Below are 22,413 nucleotides of genomic sequence, written 5' to 3'. Positions count from 1 at the left end.
AATTAGGAAAGTGAGGAATTTTATATGACAGTGGAACAAATGACAAAAATAGCATATGATGCCATAGAAGATAAACTGGGTCAAGATACAGTTATAATAAATATAGGAAAAGTTTCTAGTTTGTGTGATTACTTTATTATCACTACAGCATCTTCTCAGAGACAGGTAAAAGCTATTGCTGATAATGTAGAAGATGAATTATCAAAACTAGGACTAGAACCTAGAGGAAAAGAAGGACAAAGCACTCAAACTTGGGTACTTCTTGATTATGGAGATGTAATGGTTCATGTATTTAATGAGGAAAACAGAGGATTTTATAATTTAGAAAAATTATGGAAAGATGCACCTTATATAGATATTGACACATTAGCATAAACATGATAATATATGTTATTATAATTAGAAAATTTCAAAAATTATATTAAATTGAATAGACTAGAGCAGTAAAAGACTATATTTTTTCAGAGAGTTAGTGGTAGGTGAGAACTAATATTATATAACTTTGAACTTACTAGATTGAAATCTATTTTCCGTAGCTGGATTAAAAGCTATCTAAGAGGGTCTATATAATGTAGGCTAATTAGGGTGGTACCGCGAAGATTTATCCTCGTCCCTAAACGTAAGTTTAGTGACGAGGATTTTTTATTTTCAAGGAATTATTTGGAAATTATAAGTAAATAATATTAAATAAGGTAGTTGAACACAACTAAAAATAGGAGGCAAAATATGAGCGTATATAATTTTAAAGAAGTAGAATCGAAATGGCAAAAAATTTGGAAAGACAATAATCAATACAAAATGGATACAGCACAAACTGAAAAACCTAATTATTACACATTAGAAATGTTCCCTTATCCATCTGGAAAGATACACATGGGTCATGTTAGAAACTATTCTATAGGTGATGTTGTCGCAAGATTCAAAAAAATGGAAGGGTATAATGTACTTCATCCAATGGGATGGGATTCTTTTGGTTTACCAGCTGAAAATGCTGCTATAAAGCATGGGATACATCCACACAAATGGACAATGGAAAATATAGAAGAAATGAAAGAACAATTAAATTTATTAGGCCTTAGCTATGATTGGGATAAAGAAGTAGCAACTTCAACTCCAGAATATTATAGATTTACTCAAGAGATATTTTTGAAATTTTTAGAACATGGACTTGCATATAAGAAAAAATCTTATGTTAACTGGTGTCCTTCTTGTGAGACTGTTCTTGCAAATGAGCAAGTTGTTCAAGGAGCATGTGAGAGATGTAAAGCAACAGTATTAAAGAAAGATTTAGAGCAATGGTATTTTAAGACTACTGAATTTGCAGAAGAATTACTTAATGATTTAGATACATTAGATGGATGGCCAGAAAAGGTTAAAATAATGCAAAAAAATTGGATAGGTAAGAGTACAGGAGCAGACTTAGTTTTTGATATAGATGGAACTGATAAGTCTATGACAGTATTTACAACTAGACCAGATACAACTTATGGAGTTACTTATATGGTACTTGCTCCAGAACATGAGTTAGTTAAAGAATTGGTTGCTGGTACTGAATATGAAGCAGAGGTTGAAGCTTTTGTTCAAAAAATGCATACAATGACAGAAATAGAAAGAACAGCGGCTGATGTAGAAAAAGAAGGAATGTTTATAGGTAGATACGTTATAAATCCTTTAAATGGTAAGAAGGTTCCTCTATGGATAGCTAATTATGTGTTAGTTGAATATGGAACTGGAGCTATAATGGCAGTTCCTGCACATGATGAAAGAGATAGAGAATTTGCTGAGAAATATAATTTAGATATAATAGATGTAATAACAGAAGATAACAAAATGATAAACTCAGAAGAGTTTAATGGATTAGATGCTTCAGAAGGATTTGAAGGAATAATAGATAAATTAGAAAAAGAAGGTAGAGGAAAGAGAACTATTAACTATAGATTAAGAGACTGGTTAGTTTCAAGACAAAGATATTGGGGTTGTCCTATACCTGTAGTTTATTGTGATGAATGTGGAATAGTTCCAGTTAAGAAAGAAGATTTACCAGTTCTTTTACCAACTGACGTTGAGTTTACTGGAAAAGGGGAATCTCCACTTACTACTTCAAAGCAATTTATGTCAACAACTTGTCCTCACTGTGGAAAACCAGCTAGAAGAGAAGTTGACACTATGGATACATTTGTAGATTCTTCTTGGTATTTCTTGAGATATGTGGATAGCAATAATGAAAATGAGCCATTTAGTAAAGAGTTAGTTAATAGATGGCATCCAGTAGACCAATATATAGGCGGAGTAGAACATGCTATAATGCACTTACTTTATGCAAGATGGTTTGTAAAAGCATTTAAGAGTATGGGTATGGTAGATTTTGATGAGCCATTTAAAAACTTACTTACTCAAGGAATGGTTCTTATGGATGGTTCTAAAATGAGTAAATCTAAAGGTAATACAGTATCACCTATGGATATAATTGATGAGTATGGAGCAGATACTGCAAGACTTTTTGTATTATTTGCAGCACCACCAGAAAGAGATTTAGACTGGTCAGAGCAAGGTGTTGATGGATGCTTTAGATTCTTAAATAGAGTTTATAGATTGGTTGATGAGTTAGCAGATGTAGTTAAAAAGGACGTAGAGTTTGGAGAATTAAATTCTCAAGATAAAGATATGAGATATACTATACATTCTACACTTAAAAAAGTTACAGCTGATTTAAGTGAAAAATTTGGATTTAATACTGCTATATCAGCTCTTATGGAATTAATAAATGATATGTATAAATATAAAGAGTTAGATAATATAAATGAAGCAGTTATAAAAGAAGGTGTACAAACTATAGTAACTATAATTGCACCATTTGCACCTCATTTAGGTGAAGAATTATGGACTATGATAGGTAAAGATGGAAGCGTATTTGATATAGATTGGCCTAAGTATGATGAAAAAGCTTTAGTAAAAGATGAAATAGAAGTTGTTGTACAAGTTAATGGAAAAGTTAGAGGAAAATTAACTGTTAACTCAAATATATCTAAAGAAGAAATGGAAAAAGTAGCTTTAGAAGATGAAAAAATAAAAGGATTAGTTGAAGGCAAAACTATAGTTAAAGTTGTTGCTGTACCTAAGAAGTTAGTTAATGTAGTTGTGAAATAAATCAAAACTATAAGATAAAATAATACCCCTATTACAAATTAATTAAAAATTTGTAATAGGGGTTTATTGTTTTAAGATTTATTATAATTAACAGTAGATTCCTTTTTCAAAGAAATCCTTGATTTCATCAAGATTATCAGTTTTTCCAAGTGCCAAGATAAGTTTTATTCTAGCTTTTTGACCTGGAAGGTCTCCACCAAATATACATCCAAGATTTTTTAAATCTCTGCCAGAGCCATAATAACCATAGCTATCAAACACTCTACCTGAGTGGCATCTAGAAACTATAACAACAGGAAGTCCTTTTTCTCTAGCATATTCAACTCCAGAAAGCATCTGGGGAGGAATATTACCTCTACCCATTGCCTCAATAACTATACCTTTATATCCACTATCAACAGCAAATCTTATAAAGTCTGCATTTTCTCCTACATATGCTTTAAATAAAGCAACTTTAGATTCTACTTTATCAGTATCTATAATTGTTCTATTTACGATATCTCTTGTAAGAACAAGTTCATTACAGTCAATTATTCCTAATGGGCCACTAGTTAAAGATTTAAATGTATTTAAAGAAAGAGTATTTGTTTTAGTAGCTTCAGAAGCCAATAATACTTCATTGTTTAAAACTACAAGAACACCTTTGCCCATAGCATCTTTAGATACAGCAGTACAAACTGATGCAGATAAATTACTTGAACCATCATATCCAAGCTCAGAGCTACTTCTCATAGCACCTGTGACTATTACAGGTTTGATATTATCAATTGTAAGGTCTAGAAAATAAGCTGTTTCTTCTAAACTATCTGTACCATGTGTTATTACAACTCCTGTAATATCTTTTCTAGCTAATAAATCATTTACATAATTTTTTAATTCCATCATTCTATAAGGCGTTATATGAGGTCCTGGAATTTCATCAAAGTTAAAGACCTCAACATCTGCAACTTTATCAATGTTGGTAACCATTGATAATATTTGTTCCCCTGATAAGGTTGGTATAGCAGCTCCCACTTTATCATCTACTGTCATAGATATAGTTCCACCAGTAAAAACTATGGCAACTTTTTTCTTAATACTCATACTATTCTCTGCCTTTCATAAATAAAATTTATAATTCCGATAGGATTATATCAAAAAAAGTAGCTAAGGTCTACATAAATTCTTTTATTCATATAATTTAGATATTTCAGTGTAATAGAACTATTTAATAGTTTTTTGCCATTCAGTAACGTAGCTATTTAGTATTTCTCTTATGGCTTTTCCTATCTTAGTGTAAGCTTCATCATATAAATTTGCTAGAGATATTCTAATTGACCATTCAGGGCCATAGAATCCATTTCCACTAAGTAAGACTACAGAATAGTCATTAGCTAATTTATAAAGAACATCTACTGGAGTGGAATTTTTACTTATAAATTTAAATAAGTCTTCTCCATAGTTTAATTTAGCCCATTCTTCAATATCAAACTGAGTATAATATGCAGCATTATTTTTACTTTCGTTAATTGGAAGCTCTAAAGCTTCAAATAATAACTTCTGACGTCTATGACAAATACTCATGTTAAGTTTTTTGTAGGCATCAACTTTGTCAATTAAGGCAAAGGCAGAGAAAAATGCCATTTGTACTTGCTGAGGAGTAGAAAGACCCGCAGTATGATTAAGAGCAACAAGTCTACTATCAGCAACAACTCTTTCCATAAATGAAAGACTAGAAGGATTAAGACTCATATCACTGTAACGCTTATCTACTGATTTTTTTAGTTCTCCAGTTAAATCATTTATCTTCTTATCAAAAACATTCTTCTTATGAAGTGCAAATGTACCAAGTCTCCATCCTGTAACTCCAAAATATTTTGAATAAGAATAAACTCCAACAGTGTTGTAAGGAAGTTTTGACATTAATGATGAAAAGTCTTCTACAAAAGTTCCATACACATCATCTGATATTATCATTAAATCTTTGTTATAATTCTCAATCACATCTATTAGGTTATTACAAGATGTGTCATCCATAGCTATAGATGCAGGATTATTTGGATTGACAACAAATAAAGCTTTAATAGACTTGTCACGAAGTTTTTCTAATTCTTTTTTTGTGTATTGCCATGTATGAGCACCTTTTTCATCAACTTCATTAGCATTTATATTTACAACTTTAAAATCGTAACGAGGAAGATTAGGTATTTCAAGATAAGGTGTAAATATTGGAGTCATTAAAGCTATAGTATCACCTTTTTTTAGGAGTTCATTAGCCATTAATGAATCAAAAATATAACACATGGCAGCTGTAGCACCTTCAACAGCAAAAATCTCTACATCACCATATTTACCTGATATATCGTATTTCATTTCTTGAACTAAGTAATCATGCACTATTTTTTCCATATGAGGTAACATTCTATCTGGAAGTGGATAGTTATCACCAATGATTCCATCAGCTAATTCATGAACAAATTCATCTCCATCAAATCCAAGTTCATTTATACCAAAGTTTATAATATCTCTAGCTAAATATGCTCCAGGCATATCTATATTTTCATTTATAAATTTAAAAAATCTTTCTTGTATACCTTTCTTTTGAGGCATTCCAGCCAAGTGACCTAAATCCCAATTAGAACGAGTTTCAGTAATAGCAAAATGACCAAAAGTAAAAAAAGCTTCTCTGGCAGTTGAGCAAGTCCAGTTTGGATTACCACGACCTGCATCAAGTAATTCCCTGTTATTTTCCTTTGCAGTGTATTTTGCAATATCTATTAATTTGTCCTTAAATTCAAAAGGGCTTATTTTTCCATATATGTTTTTGATTTCTTTATAAGTATTATTTTTCATGTTAAATTCCTCCTTATGTAATAAGTTTCACATTTTTATAATAAAATAAACAAGTTACCAAAATGATTATACTTTAATTATAATAGGTTTATAGAAAAAGTAAAGTATAAAATTAAAATGATTATTCTATTTAACCTTATTAAATGTATATTAAAATAAAAAATACCTTTTAATAAAAAATGATTACTATATAAAATAAAACTTCAATTTGATTGGCATTTTAGTTTTTTTATTATATTTTATTATTAATGTATAGTTTTCTAATTTTGAATAAAAATAAAGTAAAACTTTCTTTTACATTGAAGTTGTTTAGTAATATATATTTATTATTATTTTGTTGACTTTAATAAGGTTAAAAAAAGCTAAAAAAATAGTTTGTAAGTAAATAAAATAATATAAAATACAAATTTTAATAAAAATAATAAAGAATACATTGTTATTTTGATAAAATTGTAAAATATATTTTTAAATTATCATTTAATGTAATTTAAACAAATTGAAGATATGTGTTTATTGTATTCAATTGTTGTATTTTTAGTTTTTTTGTGATTAATTAAAAAATTATAAAAATCGTTTACATGTTGATTTTTAAAAAAAAAAGATATAGAATTATATATAAAGTAATAAACAAAAATTGGATTTACGGGAGTGGAATAAAATGATAAATGTTACCTTAACAGATGTAAAAGAAGCTAGAGAGACCATTAAAGACATAGTTAAAAAAACTGATTTACTTGAAAGCGTTAAACTTAGCGAAAAAACAGGTGCAAAGGTGTTCTATAAATGTGAAAACCTTCAAAAAACAGGTTCTTTTAAATTAAGAGGAGCTTGTAACAAAATAGCAAGTTTAACAGATGAAGAAAAAGCAAGTGGAGTTATAGCTTCAAGTGCAGGAAATCATGCTCAAGGTGTTGCATTAGGGGCGAAAATGACTGGTATAAAATCTACAATAGTAATGCCAGCAACTGCACCTTTAGCAAAAGTTAGTGCAACTAAAGGGTATGGAGCAGAAGTAGTTTTAAATGGTGCGGTTTATGATGATGCATATGCAAAAGCTGTTGAAATACAAAAAGAAACAGGAGCAACTTTCTTACATCCATTCAATGATAAATATGTTATAGCAGGACAAGGAACTATATCTCTTGAAATTTTCGAACAATTAGACAATAAAGTTGATACTATATTATGCCCAGTTGGTGGTGGAGGAATCATCTCTGGTATTGCTGTTGCAGCAAAAGCATTAAATCCTAATGTTAAAATAGTTGGTGTTCAAACTGCAAATATACCTTCAATGAAAGAATCGGTTAAAAATGGAAAAGTAACAACTGCATTTAATGATACTACAATAGCTGATGGTATAGCTGTTAAAACTCCAGGAGATTTAACTTTTGAAATAATACATGAATTAGTTGATGAAATAGTTGTGGTTGAAGAAACAGAAATTGCAGAATCAATATTATTTATGATGGAAAGTCAAAAGATAGTTTCAGAAGGTGCTGGAGCTGTATGTACAGCTGCTATATTAAGTGGTAAGTATGTACCAGCAAAAGATGAAAATGTAGTTTGTATAATATCTGGTGGTAATATAGACATAAATACATTATATAGAATAATAGGTGTTGCTTTAGCTAAAGAAGGAAGAAGATATTCATTTAGTACAATTATGGAAGACAAGCCAGGAAACTTTGCTGAATTAACTAGAATAATAAGTGAGAATGGTGGAAACATTTTAAGTGCTAATCAAGGTAAATTATCAGCAGGGGAAGCTCTAGGAAAACAAAGTGCGGAATTTATATTAGAGACAATAGATTATGACCATATAGCTAAAATAAAGAAAGCTATAGAAGAAAAAGGTTTTAAAATTATAGAATTATAATAAAAAGTGTATATAATATACAAGAAAAATAGTATAATAGTGTATAAAGATACATTTTATGTGTATTAGATTAACGAATTAGGAGGATTTTAAAATGAAACATGAAGTAATACATACTAATGATGCACCAGCAGCTTTAGGACCATACTCTCAAGCTATAAAAGCTGGAAACTTATTATTTGTATCTGGACAAGTTCCTCTTGTACCAGAGACTATGGAAGTAGTTGAAGGAGATGTACAAGCTCAAACTGCTCAATCTTTAAAAAATCTTAAAGCTATATTAGCTGAAAGTGGAGCTGATTTTTCAAATGTAGTAAAAACTACAGTATTTATAAAAGATATGAATGAATTTGGAGCTATAAACGAAGTTTATGCTGAATATTTTGGAGAAAATAAACCAGCAAGAGCTTGTGTAGAAGTTGCTAGATTACCAAAAGACGTTAAAGTTGAAATAGAAGTAATAGCTGTATTATAAGAATATATAATTTGGAACATGTAGCTATTAGATTAGGCATGAATTCTTGGGTATTTTTATCCTAAGGATTCATGCCTTTTTGCAGGTCTTTTATCAAATGTATTCACAAATATAGGACAATCTATTAAAATAAAGAGTGATATTTTTAGAAGAATGGAGTGATACAATGAACATTATAAATAAAATTTTCTGGCAAGAAGATAGAATTAGTATGATTACAAATCATTTAGAGGCAGATAAACATAGCCATTGGATGTTACAATTATTTATAGGAATAGAAGACAGCATTGAAATAATAGTTAATGAAAAATTAGTTAAATGTAATTGTATCGTAGTAGATAAAAATATCTCTCACTCATTTTCAGCAAGAAAAAAAGTTTATTATTCTGCTCTTATTGAACCTACATCTATATTTGCAGAACAGCTTACCTCAAAAATGAATGATTTTGGATATTGGATATGTGAAAAAGATGGATTAGATGAATTACGCCAACAAGGAACTTTTTTGATATCTCAATCCAGTGAAGAACAATATTTAAAGTTTATGAAAATGCTTAACAGCTATTTGAATTTCCCTGCAACTATTAAATACTATGATGATAGAATTACCGAGTTGCTTCAATTATTACGTACTTGTAATTGTTATAATCATACGATATCAAATTTTGCAGATAAAGTGGGACTATCAGCAAGTAGATTATCACACCTTTTTAAAGAGCAAATTGGGATACCTTTAAAAAGCTATATTTTACTTCATCAAATGGAGTGTGCTTTCATAGAATTGCTTTCTGGGAAAAGTGTTACTGAAGCTTCTATGATTGCTGGATTCGATACTCCATCACACTTTGCAGGAACAGTTAAGCGTATGATGGGAATGCCCGTTTCTTTATCTTTAAAAGATAGCGAGTTTTTGAAAGTATATTAAATATTCTCGTTATATAATGAAGTTGTACTAAGAAAGGGGATTTTTTATGAATAAAGAATATTTAGAAGAAACAAAGATGCTAAACTATAATGACCCACAACTTAAGGTTTTGGTATCACTTAAGAAGTGGTTAGATTTAGATGATTTTCATAAAATAAAATCTATTTATGAGTTTGTCCAAAATGATATTTTATTTGGCTATAATGCTTCTGATATGTTGAAGGCAACACAGGTACTAAATGAAGGTATGGGACAATGTAATACAAAAGCTACTCTTTTAATGGCATTATTACGTTCAGTGAATATACCTTGTAGGCTTCATGCTTTTAATGTAACAAAAGACTTTCAACGAGGTGCTACATCTAAATTGATTTCACTATTAGCACCAAAATATATTCTTCATACTTGGGTAGAGGTATTTTATCAAGATAAATGGATTGCTTTAGAGGGAGTAATAACTGATAAAAAATATTTAGAAGCAATTCAGAAGAAATTTATTAATCAGAATGGAATATTCAAAAAGTATGCAATAGCCACAAATGATTTGAAAAACACATCTATTGATTGGGATGGTAAAGATACTTTTATTCAAAAAGAAGCTATAGCATATGATTATGGTGTTTTTTCTTCACCAGATGTATTTTTCTCTACTCATTCACAACATCTATCAAAATTAAAAAACTTCATATATGTGCATCTTATTAGAAAAATAATGACAAAAAATGTATGTAAGATTAGAAACAATTATTTTGGTAAAAATAACTGAGTGTTTGATGTATAGGGACTATATAGGAAAATATAGCATAATTAAAAATGTGCTGATTAAAATAGGTAAAAAGGAGTTGTCATAGAGCAAACTTAAATTGTTCATATGACAACTCCTTTTTTATTAATTTCTTTTTGTTAACCTCTAATAATTTGACGTTCTTTTATAAAACATATAGAAATAACTAAACCAATAAATGCAAGAGTTGCAGCTGTTGAAAATGCAACATCCATTCCATGTATGTTAGACAGAATAGCTGAACTCATATGAGCTTTTTTAGTGGCAGATGTCATTATAGTAATAAGTACAGCAGAACCTATAGCACCAGATATTTGTCTAAGAGTACTATTTATTGCTGTAGCATGAGAAATAAGCTCTCTATCTAGGGATTTAAGTCCCCATGTAGTTAATGGCATTAGAACTAGTGAAATACCAATCATACGTATACAATACATCAATGATACATGAATTAAAGATGTATCTTTACCTAAAAAAGCGAAAGACAAAGTTCCTAAAAATAAACAGCCAGTTCCCAATATTGATAAAGCTTGAGGTCCGTATTTATCTAAATGACGACCTGCAACTGGATTTAATACAACCATCAGTATAGCACCTGGCATCATTAAAGAACCTGAAACTAATGCAGAAAAACCTCTTACAGATTGGATATATAGAGGAATCATTAATGTAGCAGACATCATTGAAGCGTATACAATCATAATCAATATTGTAGAAATTAAAAATGGTTTGTTTTTAAAAACTCTCAATTCCAAAAATGGTTCTTTAGATTTTAATTGGCGTAATGTAAATAAGATTAATGATATAAATCCTATAATTATTGGTAAATATGTGGCAATATTAGTCCATCCATAATTACCTTGATTAGTAAATCCAATCAACAAACCACCAAACCCTAGAGAAGATAGTATTATTGAAGGTATATCTAATTTTAATTTTTGAGCTTCTCCAACATTTTTTAATAGAATAAATGAAAGTATAACGTCTAATATAGCAATAGGTGAGAGAAGTAAAAATAAACTATGCCAACCAAATGAATCTACCAACCATCCAGATAAAGTTGGGCCTATAGCTGGAGCAAATCCTACTGTAATACCGACTAAACCCATAGCTGCACCACGTTTTTCTACAGGACATAAATAAAGTATAATAACTTGTAATAGTGGCATTAAAGAACCAGAACCTACTGCTTGTAATACACGAGCAACTAACATAGTTGAAAAATTATTAGAAAAAAGTGCAATGACACATCCTAGAGAAAATATAGTCATTGATGTAATAAACAATTTTCTAGTACTAAACCTATTTATTAAGTAAGCTGTTGTGGGTACAATAATACCTGCAATAAGTAGATAAATTGTTGTTAGCCACTGACCAACATCAGCAGTAATTTTAAAATCTGACATTATATTAGGTAATGCAGTTGATAATAATGTTTGGCTAAGGGAGCTTATAAAAGCACCAGTCATTACGATTGCTATTATTAAATTTCCTTTTTTGTTATTACTTTGGGTTTCCATGATTTATAACGTCTCCTTTTTTAATTGATTTTTAATACTGTTCAATAAAAGTACCTTTGGTCTCAAAATGTCTTCTTTTTCTAAATATGTAATCATTGCATCCATAATTAAAGAATCATATTGTTGATTTTTTTCCTCGATATATAATTTTTGTGTTGCTTCTAGTAACTTGGGGTTTTCAAGGAGTGAAGTATCCGTTTTTATTAGTTCCTCTATATCTTGTATCGTTTTAAAAAATAGCGATTTATTATGAATGGAAAAGTAGGCTTCATCTTCTTGTTCATATAAAAACATTGATTTTTCAATTAAAGGATTTAGATTGTTAATATTTTCTACTACTAAATCTAGAATTTGTATAGTGAATTCAGCAATAAAGTATACATCTACCTCTCTCTTTTGTATGTGAATAATATATGTAAACTGATGAATTAGTGCATCTAATAAGAAAACTAAATCGAATATATTGTTTTCTATTTTATCCCCATAGTTATCGAATAAACTGAGTTTGTATTCATTCAATAAGTTAGCTCGAGATTTTTTTTGTAATTTACTTGTAGTATTACGTTGAGCTTCAGAAAAATTTTCTCTTATATAGGTATTTATAGTAGTTCTAGAAAAAATATTTTCCCATACAGCGATTATCTTTCTTCTTAACTTCTCAGATGATGGAATATCATTGTTTTCATTGATGGAATGTATAATTTCTAAGAATTTTTCATCATAATAATTGATTATTTCACAGATAAAAATTTCTTTAGTTTCAAAATGTTTATAAAAAGTAGCTTTAGACATTTTACATTCTTTGACAATATCCAGTATCGAAGTATTTTGAAAACCTTTTTGGTCAAAAATTCTTTGTGCAATAGTTATAATAAGTCTTTGCTTATCCGTCACTTTACTATCTCCTTTCATATAAAAACATAAAGTACTAAAGAGTACTTATGAGTTTCTATAGATATATTATACACTATTTGGAAAAAAAATCAATATATGTACCATTAACCTGAGAATTTTGAGAAATTTGTTGTTGTTTTTAGTCATATAGAGAAGAAATTAAGAATTTCGTAAGAATACTTTAACTATATTGCAATAAATTAGTGGTATGATTATACTAAGAAAGAAAATGTCTTGAAATTTTTCTGTATCAAATACTAATTATGGAGGTGTAGTATATGAAAAAGAAAACTTGTCTAGCCATAATTTTTGCTCTATGTATAGTTTTTGTAGGAATGTTTATTGATAGTTCTAGCGCAGGAAAGAAAATTATGATATCTGAATTAAGTAAATACAGGAGAGGCGTAAATGTATTAGCAATAAATAATATTATAGTAGCAAATAAGAAATATAGCTTACCGAAGGATTATTCTCCACAAGAGAGTAATGAAGCCAAAGATGCTTTTTATAAAATGAATAAAGAGGCTCAAAAGTCAGGATTAAATTTAAAAGCTTTTAGTACATATAGAAGTTATGAATATCAAGATAAATTATTTAAATCGTATGTAAAAGAACATGGAGAGAAAGAGGCAAATAGATTTTCAGCTAAGCCTGGAGAAAGTGAACATCAAACTGGACTTGCTTTTGATATTGGAGGAAATGACCAATCTAGTTGGGCAAATCAGAAGTTTAATAATACAAAAGAAGCTAAGTGGTTGTATGAAAATGCATATAAGTATGGTTTTATACTTAGATATCCAAAAGGTAAAGAGAATATAACTGGATATATGTATGAATCTTGGCATTATAGATATGTTGGGACTGAACATAGCAAAAACTTTGCAATGAATAACTTGACTTTAGAAGAATATTTACATATAGACTAAGTTATAAATTGTTAAATTTAGGTTAAAACAAAAAAATAAACTGGACTATCAATCATGTAAGATGATATAATGTAAATACAATTTAAGATAACTACTCGAAGGGGAGTAGCTTACACGAAAGTGGTAATTAATCGTCAAGACAGTAGAAATACTCGGTTAATTAGCAAGGAATTCCTTGATAGCAAGACCTTCAAAATAAGCATTAGGTATGTTTGTTTTGGGGTCTTTTTTTATTCAAGGAATTTTTATTAAAAAAAAATTTAAATTTCAAGTATACATAAGAGCCCCCAAACATAAAATAAATTTATTAAAGAGGAGGGCAACAAATGTCTTACAAAAGTACTTATCAAGAAGTAATTAAAAATTTAGACTCAAGCTTATCTGGTTTGAGTAAAGAAAGAGCAGAAGAGCTATTAGAAAAAAATGGAGCTAATGAATTAAAAGAAGCAGATAAAGTTCCTACGTATAAGCTTTTCTTAGAAAGTTTTAAAGACCCTTTAGTAATAATTCTATTAATAGCTGCTTTAGTACAAATATTTTTAGGTGAAACTGTTGAGTCTATAATAATTTTTGCAGTTATTATTATAAACTCTGTTTTAGGTGTCGTACAAACAAAGAAAGCAGAAAGTTCATTAGAAAGTTTGAAAAATTTATCTGCACCAAACGCAAAGGTAATAAGAGACAATAAAAAAATGACAATTCCAGCAAAAAATTTAGTAGTTGGAGATATTGTATTCTTAGAAGCTGGCGATTACATACCAGCAGATGGAAGACTTATAGAAGCACAATCTCTGAAGGTTGTAGAAGGTATGTTAACTGGAGAATCAGAGCCAGTTTTAAAGCATACAGAAAAAATAAGTGAAGATGTAAGTTTAGGTGACCAGAAGAATATGGTATTTAGTGGTGCCGTGGTTGTTTATGGTAGAGGTTCTTTTGTAGTAACTGGAATAGGTATGGATACTGAGATGGGTAAAATAGCAGGACTTTTAGAAAGTGCTGAAAATAAACTTACTCCATTACAACAAAAGATAGAGGATTTTAGTAAAAAACTTGGTGTAGGTATTGTAATACTTGCTCTTTTAATATTTATAATTCAAGTAGCAAGAAATTACTTTATGGCTGGAAATGGAGAAATGACACAAATCATTCTCGATTCATTCATGTTCTCTGTAGCAGTGGCAGTGGCAGCTATACCAGAAGCTTTGTCATCAATAGTAACGATAGTATTGGCTGTTGGAACAAACAGTATGGCGAAAAAACAAGCTATAATAAGAAAATTACCAGCAGTAGAAACTTTAGGTTCAACAAGTGTTATATGTACTGATAAAACAGGTACTCTTACACAAAATAAAATGACAGTTGTTGATTATTATATGTATGGAACTAACAATGATGAGTTAAATAAGGAAAAAGTAAACTATTCTTATCATGCTAAATTATTGACTATGGTTTCTACGTTATGTAATGATTCTCATATAACTAGTGATGGTAAAGAAGTTGGTGACCCAACAGAAGTAGCATTAATAAATTATTCAAGTAAAAATGATTTAGATTATGATAAATTAAGAAGTAAATATATTAGAATCAATGAAATACCCTTTGACTCAGATAGAAAGCTTATGTCTACTGTAAATAGCATATATGGAGACTATATAATGTTTACAAAAGGAGCTCCAGATATTGTATTTAGCAGATGTAAATACGCTTTAAAAAATGGTTCAAAAGTAGATATAACAGATGAGATAATAGAAGAATATAAACATAAAAATGAAGAATTTTCAAATAGGGCACTTAGAGTATTGGCATTTGCAATAAAAGATGTTCCAGAAGAAGGTTTTACACCTTCAATTGACGACGAACATGATATGACTTTAGTTGGAATAATGGCAATGATAGACCCACCAAGAGAAGAAGTAATGGATGCTGTAAGAGAAGCAAAGAGTGCTGGTATAAAAACTGTTATGATAACTGGTGACCATAAAACAACAGCAGCGGCAATTGCAAAAGAAATTGGTATAATGGAAGAGGGAGACTTAGCCCTTACTGGAAAAGAACTTGATGCTTTAAGTGAAGAAGAATTATATAAAAAACTAGAAAGTATAAGTGTATATGCTAGAGTTTCACCAGAAAATAAAATTCGTATAGTAAAAGCATGGCAACATAAAAATAATATAACTGCTATGACTGGTGATGGTGTAAATGATGCACCAGCATTGAAACAAGCAGATATAGGAATAGGTATGGGAAGTGGTACTGATGTGGCAAAAGATGCATCTGCCATGGTACTAGTTGATGATAACTTTGCAAGTATAGTAAATGCTGTTGAAGTTGGTAGAACAGTATACAGCAATATAATAAAAGCAATTACTTATTTGTTTGCAGGAAACTTAGGAGCTATAGTGGCTATATTGTTTGCAGTATTTGCAGGTTGGTCAAATCCATTTACAGCTTTACAACTTTTATTTATAAACTTAGTAAATGACTCTTTACCAGCAATTGCATTGGGATTTGAAAAGTCAGAAAAAAATATAATGAATAAACCTCCTAGACATCCAGATGAAAGTATACTAGCAGGAGGAACATTGAAGGCAGTAGCTATAAGAGGGTGTATAATAGGTATAGTTACAATAATTGCACAATATATAGGATTACAAGTGTCTCCAGAACTTGGAGTAGCTATGGCATTCTCAACATTGATATTAGCTAGAATAATGCAGACATTACCTGCACGTTCTAATAATCAAACAGTAATAAAGCTAGGTTTTTTCAGTAATAAATATGTTATAGGAGCAGTTTTAATTTGCTTTGGGCTTTACTCTTTAACACTAATACCAGTGTTAAGAGGTATATTCTCTATACCAACAGTATTTGGACTATATCAATTAGGAATTTGTTTAGGTTTAGCATTACTTTCATCAATATTAATGGAGCTTAACAAGTTAATTAATAGAAATACAGTAAAATAATTAAAAAATCAAAGGGGCATATTGGTTTTAACAATATGCCCCTTATATAATTTACTCTATATTATCAATTATTTGGAATGCTTTTATAACTTCAGGAAGTTCTTTTTCTTCAGGCATTCTAAATCTTATAAAATTTTTATCAAGCCCAGTGAAGTCACTACCAGATATAACTCTTATTTTTAACTTTGCAAATTCTTGTTGTAAATCTACATCTTTGTTTTTATGTTCAACTGTCATTATTGATACAGTATCATTAGTTTCAGCTATATTAAGGTTTTTCCATGGAATTAATAACTGATTTTTTATAGCTTGTGTTTTTTCCTTTAATTCTTCTATAAATTGAACATCATCTAATAAATTGGCTGCAATACTACGAGATATTTCAGATACTTCGTAAGGAGTAGAAATCTTTTTAATAGGGTCAACAAGTTCTTTTGGAAGAACTGCATATCCTGCTCTTAGTCCTGCTAGACCAAAACCTTTTGAAAATGTTTTTAAGACAATTACATTATCGTAATTATTTAGAAGTTTTACAGCTGAATTTTCTTTTGGCATGTATTCACCATAAGCTTCATCTACCATAACTGCGATATTATATTTAGATGCTTCTTTTACTATGTTTTCAATTGATGATAAAGGTATAATTTGTCCTGTAGGATTGTTTGGATTGTCTATGTAAATTACTTTGTATTCTGGATTTATTTTTTCAATAAATTCTTTTTCATTAAATTTGAAATTATCCTCTTTCTTTAAAAGAACGTAATCATAAATAGCCCCATGCATTTTTATGTCTGTCTCATATTCTGAGAATTGAGGTGAATATCCTAAAACCTTATCTCCTTTTTCAACAAATAGTCTATTTAAAAGGTAAATAACATGTATAGAGCCATCTGCCAAACAAATTCTATCAATGTCTAATGTTATGAAGTCTTTCCAATAATCAACTATATTGTTCTTTAAGGCAATTGAATGAGGGTATCCTCTTATCATATCAAATTCTAGAGCATTAAAAGCTTCTACAGCTTTATCTGAGTAAGATACTGTATTTATTCCTTCACCACAGTCTATCTCAAATACATTTTCTGAATGCCCAGATTCTATTGCATAACTTTTTTTCAACTGCATTTCAATAGCTTTGTTAATTTTTAATTTCATAGTTTATCACTCCTTATTTAGTCAATAGTAAATGTTATAAAAGTCGCTAGATTTAAAATATTATGAAAATATATAATAGTAAAAAACGAATATAAATATTATAATAGCTCACTTTATTTAATATGATTATATATCATATATTGTAAAATTTCTAGCATTATAAGACTATAAATTGAAAATATTCAGAAAAATACTACAAGAAACGATTTATTTTGCTCTTAAAATGAGTTAAATGGATGTTATTAATTTTGTAAATTGAAATAGTTTAAGTATAAAGTTATGATATAATCTAATAAGGGTAATTCTTTAGATTATATTAAGGAAATAGAGGTATACAATAAAAAGTTATGGAGTTGGATTATGGGATATAAATTAATTGTAACAGATATGGATGGAACTTTATTAGGAAATAATCATAAGGTTACAGATGAAAATAAAACTGCACTACAAGAAGTTATAGAGTGCGGTATTAATGTAACTTTAGCAACAGGAAGAGCCTTCGATTCAGCTAAATGCAATGTAGATTTTCTTAAAGAAGATATGCCAATAATAGCTTGTAATGGTTCATTGATAAGAGAGCAAAATGGAAATATAATATATTCAAATAAAATTGACACAGCAACATGTTTAAATATCTTAGATGTATTGGACAAATACGATATTTACTATCAGTGTAATAGTATAGATTCTATGCTTTCAAGAAAAATAGAGGGACGTGAGGACAAGTTAAGTATATTTTTAGGTAATGAGACAGAAGTAATTGTAAAAGACGATTTAAGAGATGAAATTTTAAAAAATGATATACTAAAATTTGTAATCATAGAAGAAAAAAATCCTTCTATTTTAGATGAGATAAGAAAAGAATTGATAAAGGTTCAAGGTATAAAGATAACTTCTTCATGGCCAAACAATATTGAAGTTATGAATGAAGGTGTTGATAAAGGCAATGCAGTTAAGTTTTTAGCTGAAAAGATGAATATAGATAGGGAAGATATAATTGCATTTGGAGATAATTATAATGATATAGAGATGATAAAATTTGCTGGTCTTGGAATAGCTATGGGAAATGCAGAAGAATTAATTAAACAAGAAGCTGATTATGTTACAGATACCAATCAAGATAGTGGAGTTGCAAAAGCAATTTATAAATTCTTAGAGTTAAAAAAATCACTTAGCTCTTAAAAAAGGTATATACAGGAAAAAAGAGGTTGACTATTTTATTGATAGTAATTATAATACAAATAGATAAAACATAAAAAACTTAGATTCAGTGAAGAAGAGAGTAGATATAAAGAAAATCTCAGCGAGTTAGGAATGGTGTGAGCCTAATGATAACACTTTATATTGAAAAGAGCTTTGGAGAATACTACTTGAAATTTAGTATGGTAGTAGGTAATCTCGCCTTAAGAGAATAGAGTGGGTAAACTTTGTTTATCAACTAGAGTGGTAACACGGAATATTTCGTCTCTTGGTCTTTTTGACCAAGAGATTTTTTAATTTTAACTTAGATGTAAATATTATAATTAAAATAAAAAAATTTAAAATATGAGGTGAAAGGTATGAAATTATGGGGTGGACGCTTTAGAAAAGCCGAAAATCAACTTATGGAAGAATTTAATAAATCTTTTGGTTATGACTGTGTACTGTACAAAAAAGATATTGAAGGAAGTATAGCACATGTCCATATGCAGGTAAAATGTGGTCTTTTAACAGAGGAAGAAGGAAAGACGATAACAGAAGGATTAAAAGGGATACTTGAAGATGTAGAAAATGGAAAGTTAGCATTAGATGGAGAATATGAAGATATACATAGCTTTACTGAGATAAATTTAATTCAAAGAATTGGCGATGTTGGTAAGAAACTTCATACAGCACGTAGCAGAAATGACCAAGTTGCAGTTGACATGAGATTGTATGCTAAAGAAAAGGCAAATGATTTGGTGGATTTAATATCTGAGTTTAAAGCAACTATAAAAGATGTTGCTGATAAAAATCCAGTGATGATGCCAGGTTATACTCATCTTCAAAGAGCACAAGTAGTAACATTTAAACATCACTTGATGGCGTATTATAGTATGTTTGATAGAGATGAGAAAAGAATAAAAAATGCTATAGAAATATTAGATGAATCACCTTTAGGTTGTGGAGCTTTGGCAGGAACTACACACGATATAGATAGAAATATAACTTGTGAACAATTAGGATTTAAAAAAGTAGTAGATAATTTTATGGATGGAGTAAGTGATAGAGATTATTTATTAGAGTTAATGAGTGATTTTTCGATTATTATGATGCACTTAAGTAGATTAAGTGAAGAATTGATACTTTGGAGTTCTCAAGAATTTGGATTTGTTGAGATAGATGATTTATATACTACAGGGAGTAGTATAATGCCTCAAAAGAAAAATCCTGATGGAGCAGAACTTATAAGAGGAAAGACTGGAAGAGTATATGGAAATCTGTTTGGTCTTTTTACAGTAATGAAGGGTATACCATTAGCATATAATAAAGATATGCAAGAAGATAAGGAAGGCTTTTTCGATAGTGTACATACTATTGAAATGTGCATACAGATAATGGATAGAATGATAGCTACATTAAAGGTAAATGAAGATAAAATGAAACAAGCAGTAAAGAATGGATTTTTAAATGCAACAGAAGTTGCTGATTACTTGGTTAAAAATAATGTTGCTTTTAGAGATGCTCATGGAATAGTAGGAAGTATCGTTATATATTGTGAAGACAATAAAAAGGCAATAGAAGATTTAACATTAGAAGAATTACATAAGTTTTCAGATGCATTTAAGGAAGATATTTATGATTTTATCGACTATGAGAGTATATTAAATAAAGGAATAAAAAAGAATTTAAAATAATACATTAAATTTCAAAAAGCTGTAAATTTGGGTGATACATTCAAATCTACAGCTTTTTTGTATAAAAATTTATTATATGTAAAAGTAGTAAGTTTAAAAAGAGTAATATTGGAAATAAATATAAGTAAAAAATTTTATTATTAAAATGATAATTAATATCAATAAGTATTGACAAATTTATTTCTAGATACTATTATATATAATATAAATAATAATGAAAATCAATATCAAATAAATGGGAGGAAATCTAATGAACTTATTAGTGATTGGTGGCCATGAAAGAATGGAAAAAGATTATATGGTTATGGCCAAGAAAAAAGGTTATAAGACAAAGGTATATACCACTATGTCTTCTAAATTAAATAACTCTATAGGAAAACCAGATGCAGTTGTTATACTCACATCAACAGTTTCACATAAGATGTCTAGAACGGTTGAGTCTCAAGCTAAAAAACAAGATATATTAATTGTAAGACATAAAAATAGTAGTAAGGTAGCATTTAATGAATGTCTAGATATGGTCGATGAATGTCTTGGAAATTGTTCAAAATGTAAACTTAATGATAAACAAAAACAGAAAAATACATAAATATAAATTAAAGGTACTGGCATAGTATTTATATTTAATAATCTTGAGAGCTTTTCTCAATAAATTAAATACATATTACTATAACAGTACCTATTTTATAAGAAGAAATAGATTTGATTTTTTTCTTATAATTACTATTTTTTCTTATTTCTTTTGGATTTTTTTCTATTATTTTTCTTCTTGATACTTGAAGCTATTATAAATAAAATTAAAAGTATTAAAATTCCTGCAACAATCTTAACTAAAGTCATTAAAGTATCATTACTAGTTATAAATGGAATACTACTATCAAGATTATTTTTTGCAACTAGGTCTATACTATTTTCTAGCTTACCAGCATTATATATATTCAAAGTACCGACCTTAGCTCCCTTTTTTATAGGTAAATCAATTTTGTTTAGTTCTGTTTTAACATCATAGTTACTTTGAGATTCATTTTTTCCTAAAAATATCTTATAACTATTTTTTGGTTCATAAACTAATTCATGCTGTTTTGTAAATAGTACTTTTTTAGTATCAGCATATTTTTTCTTATCAACAATAGTGGCACACTTAAAATTATCAAATCCATAATCAATTAAGATTCGTGAGTCTAAATATAAATCAGCATTAGTTGAGTTAAAGACAGCAGAGATAACTCTTCTTTCATCTTTTACAGCACTAGATAAAAGACATTTACCAGCCGCATCAGTAAATCCAGTTTTTATACCATCAACTATATCATATTTTATATCTATAGGTTGACCTTTATATGTAATCTTAGCATGTGATGTCAAAAACTTATTAGTGTTTACAAAATATCTTTCATAAGGGTATGCTTTTGTAGCCTCAAATTTAAGTGACTTAGTCTTTACAATTTGTCTAAAAATATCATTATGCATGGCTTCTCTGGCTATAAGAGCCATATCATGAGCTGTAGTGTAATGATTAGGGTCAGGTAATCCATGAGGATTATTAAAGTGAGTATTATTAGCTCCAATTTTTTTTGCCTCAGAATTCATAAGGTCAACAAATTTTTGGACATCTCCACCACCCACATATCTGGCTAATACAAAAGCGGCATCATTAGCAGAATGAACTAAAAGAGCATTTAGTAACTCTTTTACAGTAAAAGATTCTCCTTCTTTTAGATACATACTAGAACCATCTATTTGAGGTAGATTTTTAATCTCTATTACTTGATTTAAATCTTTAACCTTTTTTAGAACTAGGCAAGCTGTCCATGCTTTAGTTGTTGAAGCTGGATAAAGTTTGGAATCTCCATCTTTATTGTATAATATTTTCCCAGTTTCGTAGTCCATTAAAACTGCATGTTTAGCAACTATAGCTGGTTCATCATCTGCAAAAGAGATATTAGAACTTCCTAAAAATGAAGTGAATATCAATAAGCAGATTAATAAAAGTGATAAATTTCTTTTCATTGTGAACCTCCAAATTTTAAATTCATC

At 29.1% G+C, this 22,413-nt stretch carries 17 protein-coding genes and 2 other annotated features; of the genes, 11 read left to right on the top strand and 6 right to left on the bottom strand.

The annotated features are described in order from the left end of the window. Nucleotides 1–24: 24 nt before the first annotated feature. Both rsfS and leuS read left to right on the top strand, forming a co-directional pair. Nucleotides 25–375: a ribosome silencing factor gene (gene rsfS / locus ACTG44_RS13645; RefSeq protein ID WP_021385550.1), complete on the top strand. Its 351-nt coding sequence runs from the start codon at nt 25–27 to the stop codon at nt 373–375. Between the two features lie 52 nt (nt 376–427). Then, nucleotides 428–618, top strand: a binding site (T-box leader). 108 nt (nt 619–726) lie between these two features. Next, complete coding sequence (gene leuS, locus ACTG44_RS13640; RefSeq protein WP_479920632.1) at nt 727–3,147, top strand: leucine--tRNA ligase; 2,421 nt, start codon at nt 727–729, stop codon at nt 3,145–3,147. A gap of 87 nt (nt 3,148–3,234) precedes the next feature. Here the strand turns inward: leuS and ACTG44_RS13635 are convergent, their stop codons facing one another. Together ACTG44_RS13635 and aspD are read right to left on the bottom strand one after the other, a co-directional pair. After that, complete coding sequence (locus ACTG44_RS13635) at nt 3,235–4,230, bottom strand: asparaginase (RefSeq protein WP_021385532.1); 996 nt, start codon at nt 4,228–4,230, stop codon at nt 3,235–3,237. A gap of 120 nt (nt 4,231–4,350) precedes the next feature. Then, nucleotides 4,351–5,979 carry an aspartate 4-decarboxylase gene (gene aspD, locus ACTG44_RS13630; protein WP_479920631.1) on the bottom strand — a complete coding sequence of 543 codons (1,629 nt, stop codon included), beginning with the start codon at nt 5,977–5,979 and terminating at the stop codon, nt 4,351–4,353. 658 nt (nt 5,980–6,637) lie between these two features. On the opposite strand from aspD, the gene ilvA reads away from it, so the two are divergent. From ilvA to ACTG44_RS13610, 4 genes are all read left to right on the top strand, one after another. After that, nucleotides 6,638–7,855, top strand: coding sequence for a threonine ammonia-lyase (ilvA, locus tag ACTG44_RS13625; protein WP_021385388.1), 1,218 nt, complete (start codon nt 6,638–6,640; stop codon nt 7,853–7,855). Between the two features lie 94 nt (nt 7,856–7,949). Next, entirely contained in the window at nt 7,950–8,330 is a 381-nt protein-coding gene (locus ACTG44_RS13620) for a RidA family protein (RefSeq protein ID WP_003416451.1), read from the top strand. A gap of 166 nt (nt 8,331–8,496) precedes the next feature. Beyond that, a complete protein-coding gene (locus ACTG44_RS13615) occupies nt 8,497–9,255 on the top strand; it encodes a helix-turn-helix transcriptional regulator (RefSeq protein WP_479920630.1) in 759 nt (252 codons plus the stop codon). A gap of 46 nt (nt 9,256–9,301) precedes the next feature. Then, on the top strand, nt 9,302–10,021 hold the full coding sequence (locus ACTG44_RS13610) for a transglutaminase-like domain-containing protein (protein WP_021385420.1): 720 nt from the start codon (nt 9,302–9,304) through the stop codon (nt 10,019–10,021). Nucleotides 10,022–10,158: 137 nt separating this feature from the next. Here the strand turns inward: ACTG44_RS13610 and ACTG44_RS13605 are convergent, their stop codons facing one another. Both ACTG44_RS13605 and ACTG44_RS13600 read right to left on the bottom strand, forming a co-directional pair. Then, on the bottom strand, nt 10,159–11,559 hold the full coding sequence (locus ACTG44_RS13605) for an MDR family MFS transporter (RefSeq protein WP_021385492.1): 1,401 nt from the start codon (nt 11,557–11,559) through the stop codon (nt 10,159–10,161). A gap of 3 nt (nt 11,560–11,562) precedes the next feature. Further along, nucleotides 11,563–12,453: a TetR/AcrR family transcriptional regulator gene (locus ACTG44_RS13600; protein ID WP_479920629.1), complete on the bottom strand. Its 891-nt coding sequence runs from the start codon at nt 12,451–12,453 to the stop codon at nt 11,563–11,565. 278 nt (nt 12,454–12,731) lie between these two features. Here ACTG44_RS13600 and ACTG44_RS13595 point away from each other — a divergent pair, with 278 nt between their 5' ends. Both ACTG44_RS13595 and ACTG44_RS13590 read left to right on the top strand, forming a co-directional pair. Next, entirely contained in the window at nt 12,732–13,379 is a 648-nt protein-coding gene (locus ACTG44_RS13595; protein ID WP_021385434.1) for a M15 family metallopeptidase, read from the top strand. Nucleotides 13,380–13,705: 326 nt separating this feature from the next. Next, nucleotides 13,706–16,345 carry a cation-translocating P-type ATPase gene (locus tag ACTG44_RS13590; RefSeq protein ID WP_021385475.1) on the top strand — a complete coding sequence of 880 codons (2,640 nt, stop codon included), beginning with the start codon at nt 13,706–13,708 and terminating at the stop codon, nt 16,343–16,345. Between the two features lie 51 nt (nt 16,346–16,396). Here the strand turns inward: ACTG44_RS13590 and ACTG44_RS13585 are convergent, their stop codons facing one another. Further along, entirely contained in the window at nt 16,397–17,500 is a 1,104-nt protein-coding gene (locus tag ACTG44_RS13585; RefSeq protein ID WP_479920628.1) for a pyridoxal phosphate-dependent aminotransferase, read from the bottom strand. A 360-nt stretch (nt 17,501–17,860) separates the two neighbouring features. Here ACTG44_RS13585 and ACTG44_RS13580 point away from each other — a divergent pair, with 360 nt between their 5' ends. The 3 genes from ACTG44_RS13580 (at nt 17,861) to ACTG44_RS13570 (ending at nt 20,965) form a co-directional block, all read left to right on the top strand. Next, nucleotides 17,861–18,682, top strand: coding sequence for a Cof-type HAD-IIB family hydrolase (locus ACTG44_RS13580; protein WP_021385490.1), 822 nt, complete (start codon nt 17,861–17,863; stop codon nt 18,680–18,682). 79 nt (nt 18,683–18,761) lie between these two features. Further along, nucleotides 18,762–18,972, top strand: a binding site (T-box leader). 87 nt (nt 18,973–19,059) lie between these two features. Beyond that, on the top strand, nt 19,060–20,376 hold the full coding sequence (argH, locus tag ACTG44_RS13575) for an argininosuccinate lyase (RefSeq protein WP_021385418.1): 1,317 nt from the start codon (nt 19,060–19,062) through the stop codon (nt 20,374–20,376). A gap of 250 nt (nt 20,377–20,626) precedes the next feature. Continuing rightward, on the top strand, nt 20,627–20,965 hold the full coding sequence (locus ACTG44_RS13570) for a DUF2325 domain-containing protein (protein WP_021385441.1): 339 nt from the start codon (nt 20,627–20,629) through the stop codon (nt 20,963–20,965). Nucleotides 20,966–21,099: 134 nt separating this feature from the next. Here ACTG44_RS13570 and ACTG44_RS13565 read toward each other — a convergent pair whose 3' ends face one another. Next, nucleotides 21,100–22,386, bottom strand: coding sequence for a D-alanyl-D-alanine carboxypeptidase family protein (locus tag ACTG44_RS13565; RefSeq protein ID WP_479917213.1), 1,287 nt, complete (start codon nt 22,384–22,386; stop codon nt 21,100–21,102). Nucleotides 22,387–22,413: the final 27 nt, after the last annotated feature.

The organism is Clostridioides sp. LIBA-2809, assembly GCF_056688965.1.
This window is presented reverse-complemented; position numbering and strand designations above follow the sequence as displayed.

Coding starts and splice junctions, on each gene's coding strand:
- rsfS (WP_021385550.1), top strand. CDS start 25: ATGACAGTGGAACAAATGACAAAAATAGCATATGATGCCATAGAAGAT.
- leuS (WP_479920632.1), top strand. CDS start 727: ATGAGCGTATATAATTTTAAAGAAGTAGAATCGAAATGGCAAAAAATT.
- ACTG44_RS13635 (WP_021385532.1), bottom strand. CDS start 4,230: ATGAGTATTAAGAAAAAAGTTGCCATAGTTTTTACTGGTGGAACTATA.
- aspD (WP_479920631.1), bottom strand. CDS start 5,979: ATGAAAAATAATACTTATAAAGAAATCAAAAACATATATGGAAAAATA.
- ilvA (WP_021385388.1), top strand. CDS start 6,638: ATGATAAATGTTACCTTAACAGATGTAAAAGAAGCTAGAGAGACCATT.
- ACTG44_RS13620 (WP_003416451.1), top strand. CDS start 7,950: ATGAAACATGAAGTAATACATACTAATGATGCACCAGCAGCTTTAGGA.
- ACTG44_RS13615 (WP_479920630.1), top strand. CDS start 8,497: ATGAACATTATAAATAAAATTTTCTGGCAAGAAGATAGAATTAGTATG.
- ACTG44_RS13610 (WP_021385420.1), top strand. CDS start 9,302: ATGAATAAAGAATATTTAGAAGAAACAAAGATGCTAAACTATAATGAC.
- ACTG44_RS13605 (WP_021385492.1), bottom strand. CDS start 11,559: ATGGAAACCCAAAGTAATAACAAAAAAGGAAATTTAATAATAGCAATC.
- ACTG44_RS13595 (WP_021385434.1), top strand. CDS start 12,732: ATGAAAAAGAAAACTTGTCTAGCCATAATTTTTGCTCTATGTATAGTT.
- ACTG44_RS13590 (WP_021385475.1), top strand. CDS start 13,706: ATGTCTTACAAAAGTACTTATCAAGAAGTAATTAAAAATTTAGACTCA.
- ACTG44_RS13585 (WP_479920628.1), bottom strand. CDS start 17,500: ATGAAATTAAAAATTAACAAAGCTATTGAAATGCAGTTGAAAAAAAGT.
- ACTG44_RS13580 (WP_021385490.1), top strand. CDS start 17,861: ATGGGATATAAATTAATTGTAACAGATATGGATGGAACTTTATTAGGA.
- argH (WP_021385418.1), top strand. CDS start 19,060: ATGAAATTATGGGGTGGACGCTTTAGAAAAGCCGAAAATCAACTTATG.
- ACTG44_RS13570 (WP_021385441.1), top strand. CDS start 20,627: ATGAACTTATTAGTGATTGGTGGCCATGAAAGAATGGAAAAAGATTAT.
- ACTG44_RS13565 (WP_479917213.1), bottom strand. CDS start 22,386: ATGAAAAGAAATTTATCACTTTTATTAATCTGCTTATTGATATTCACT.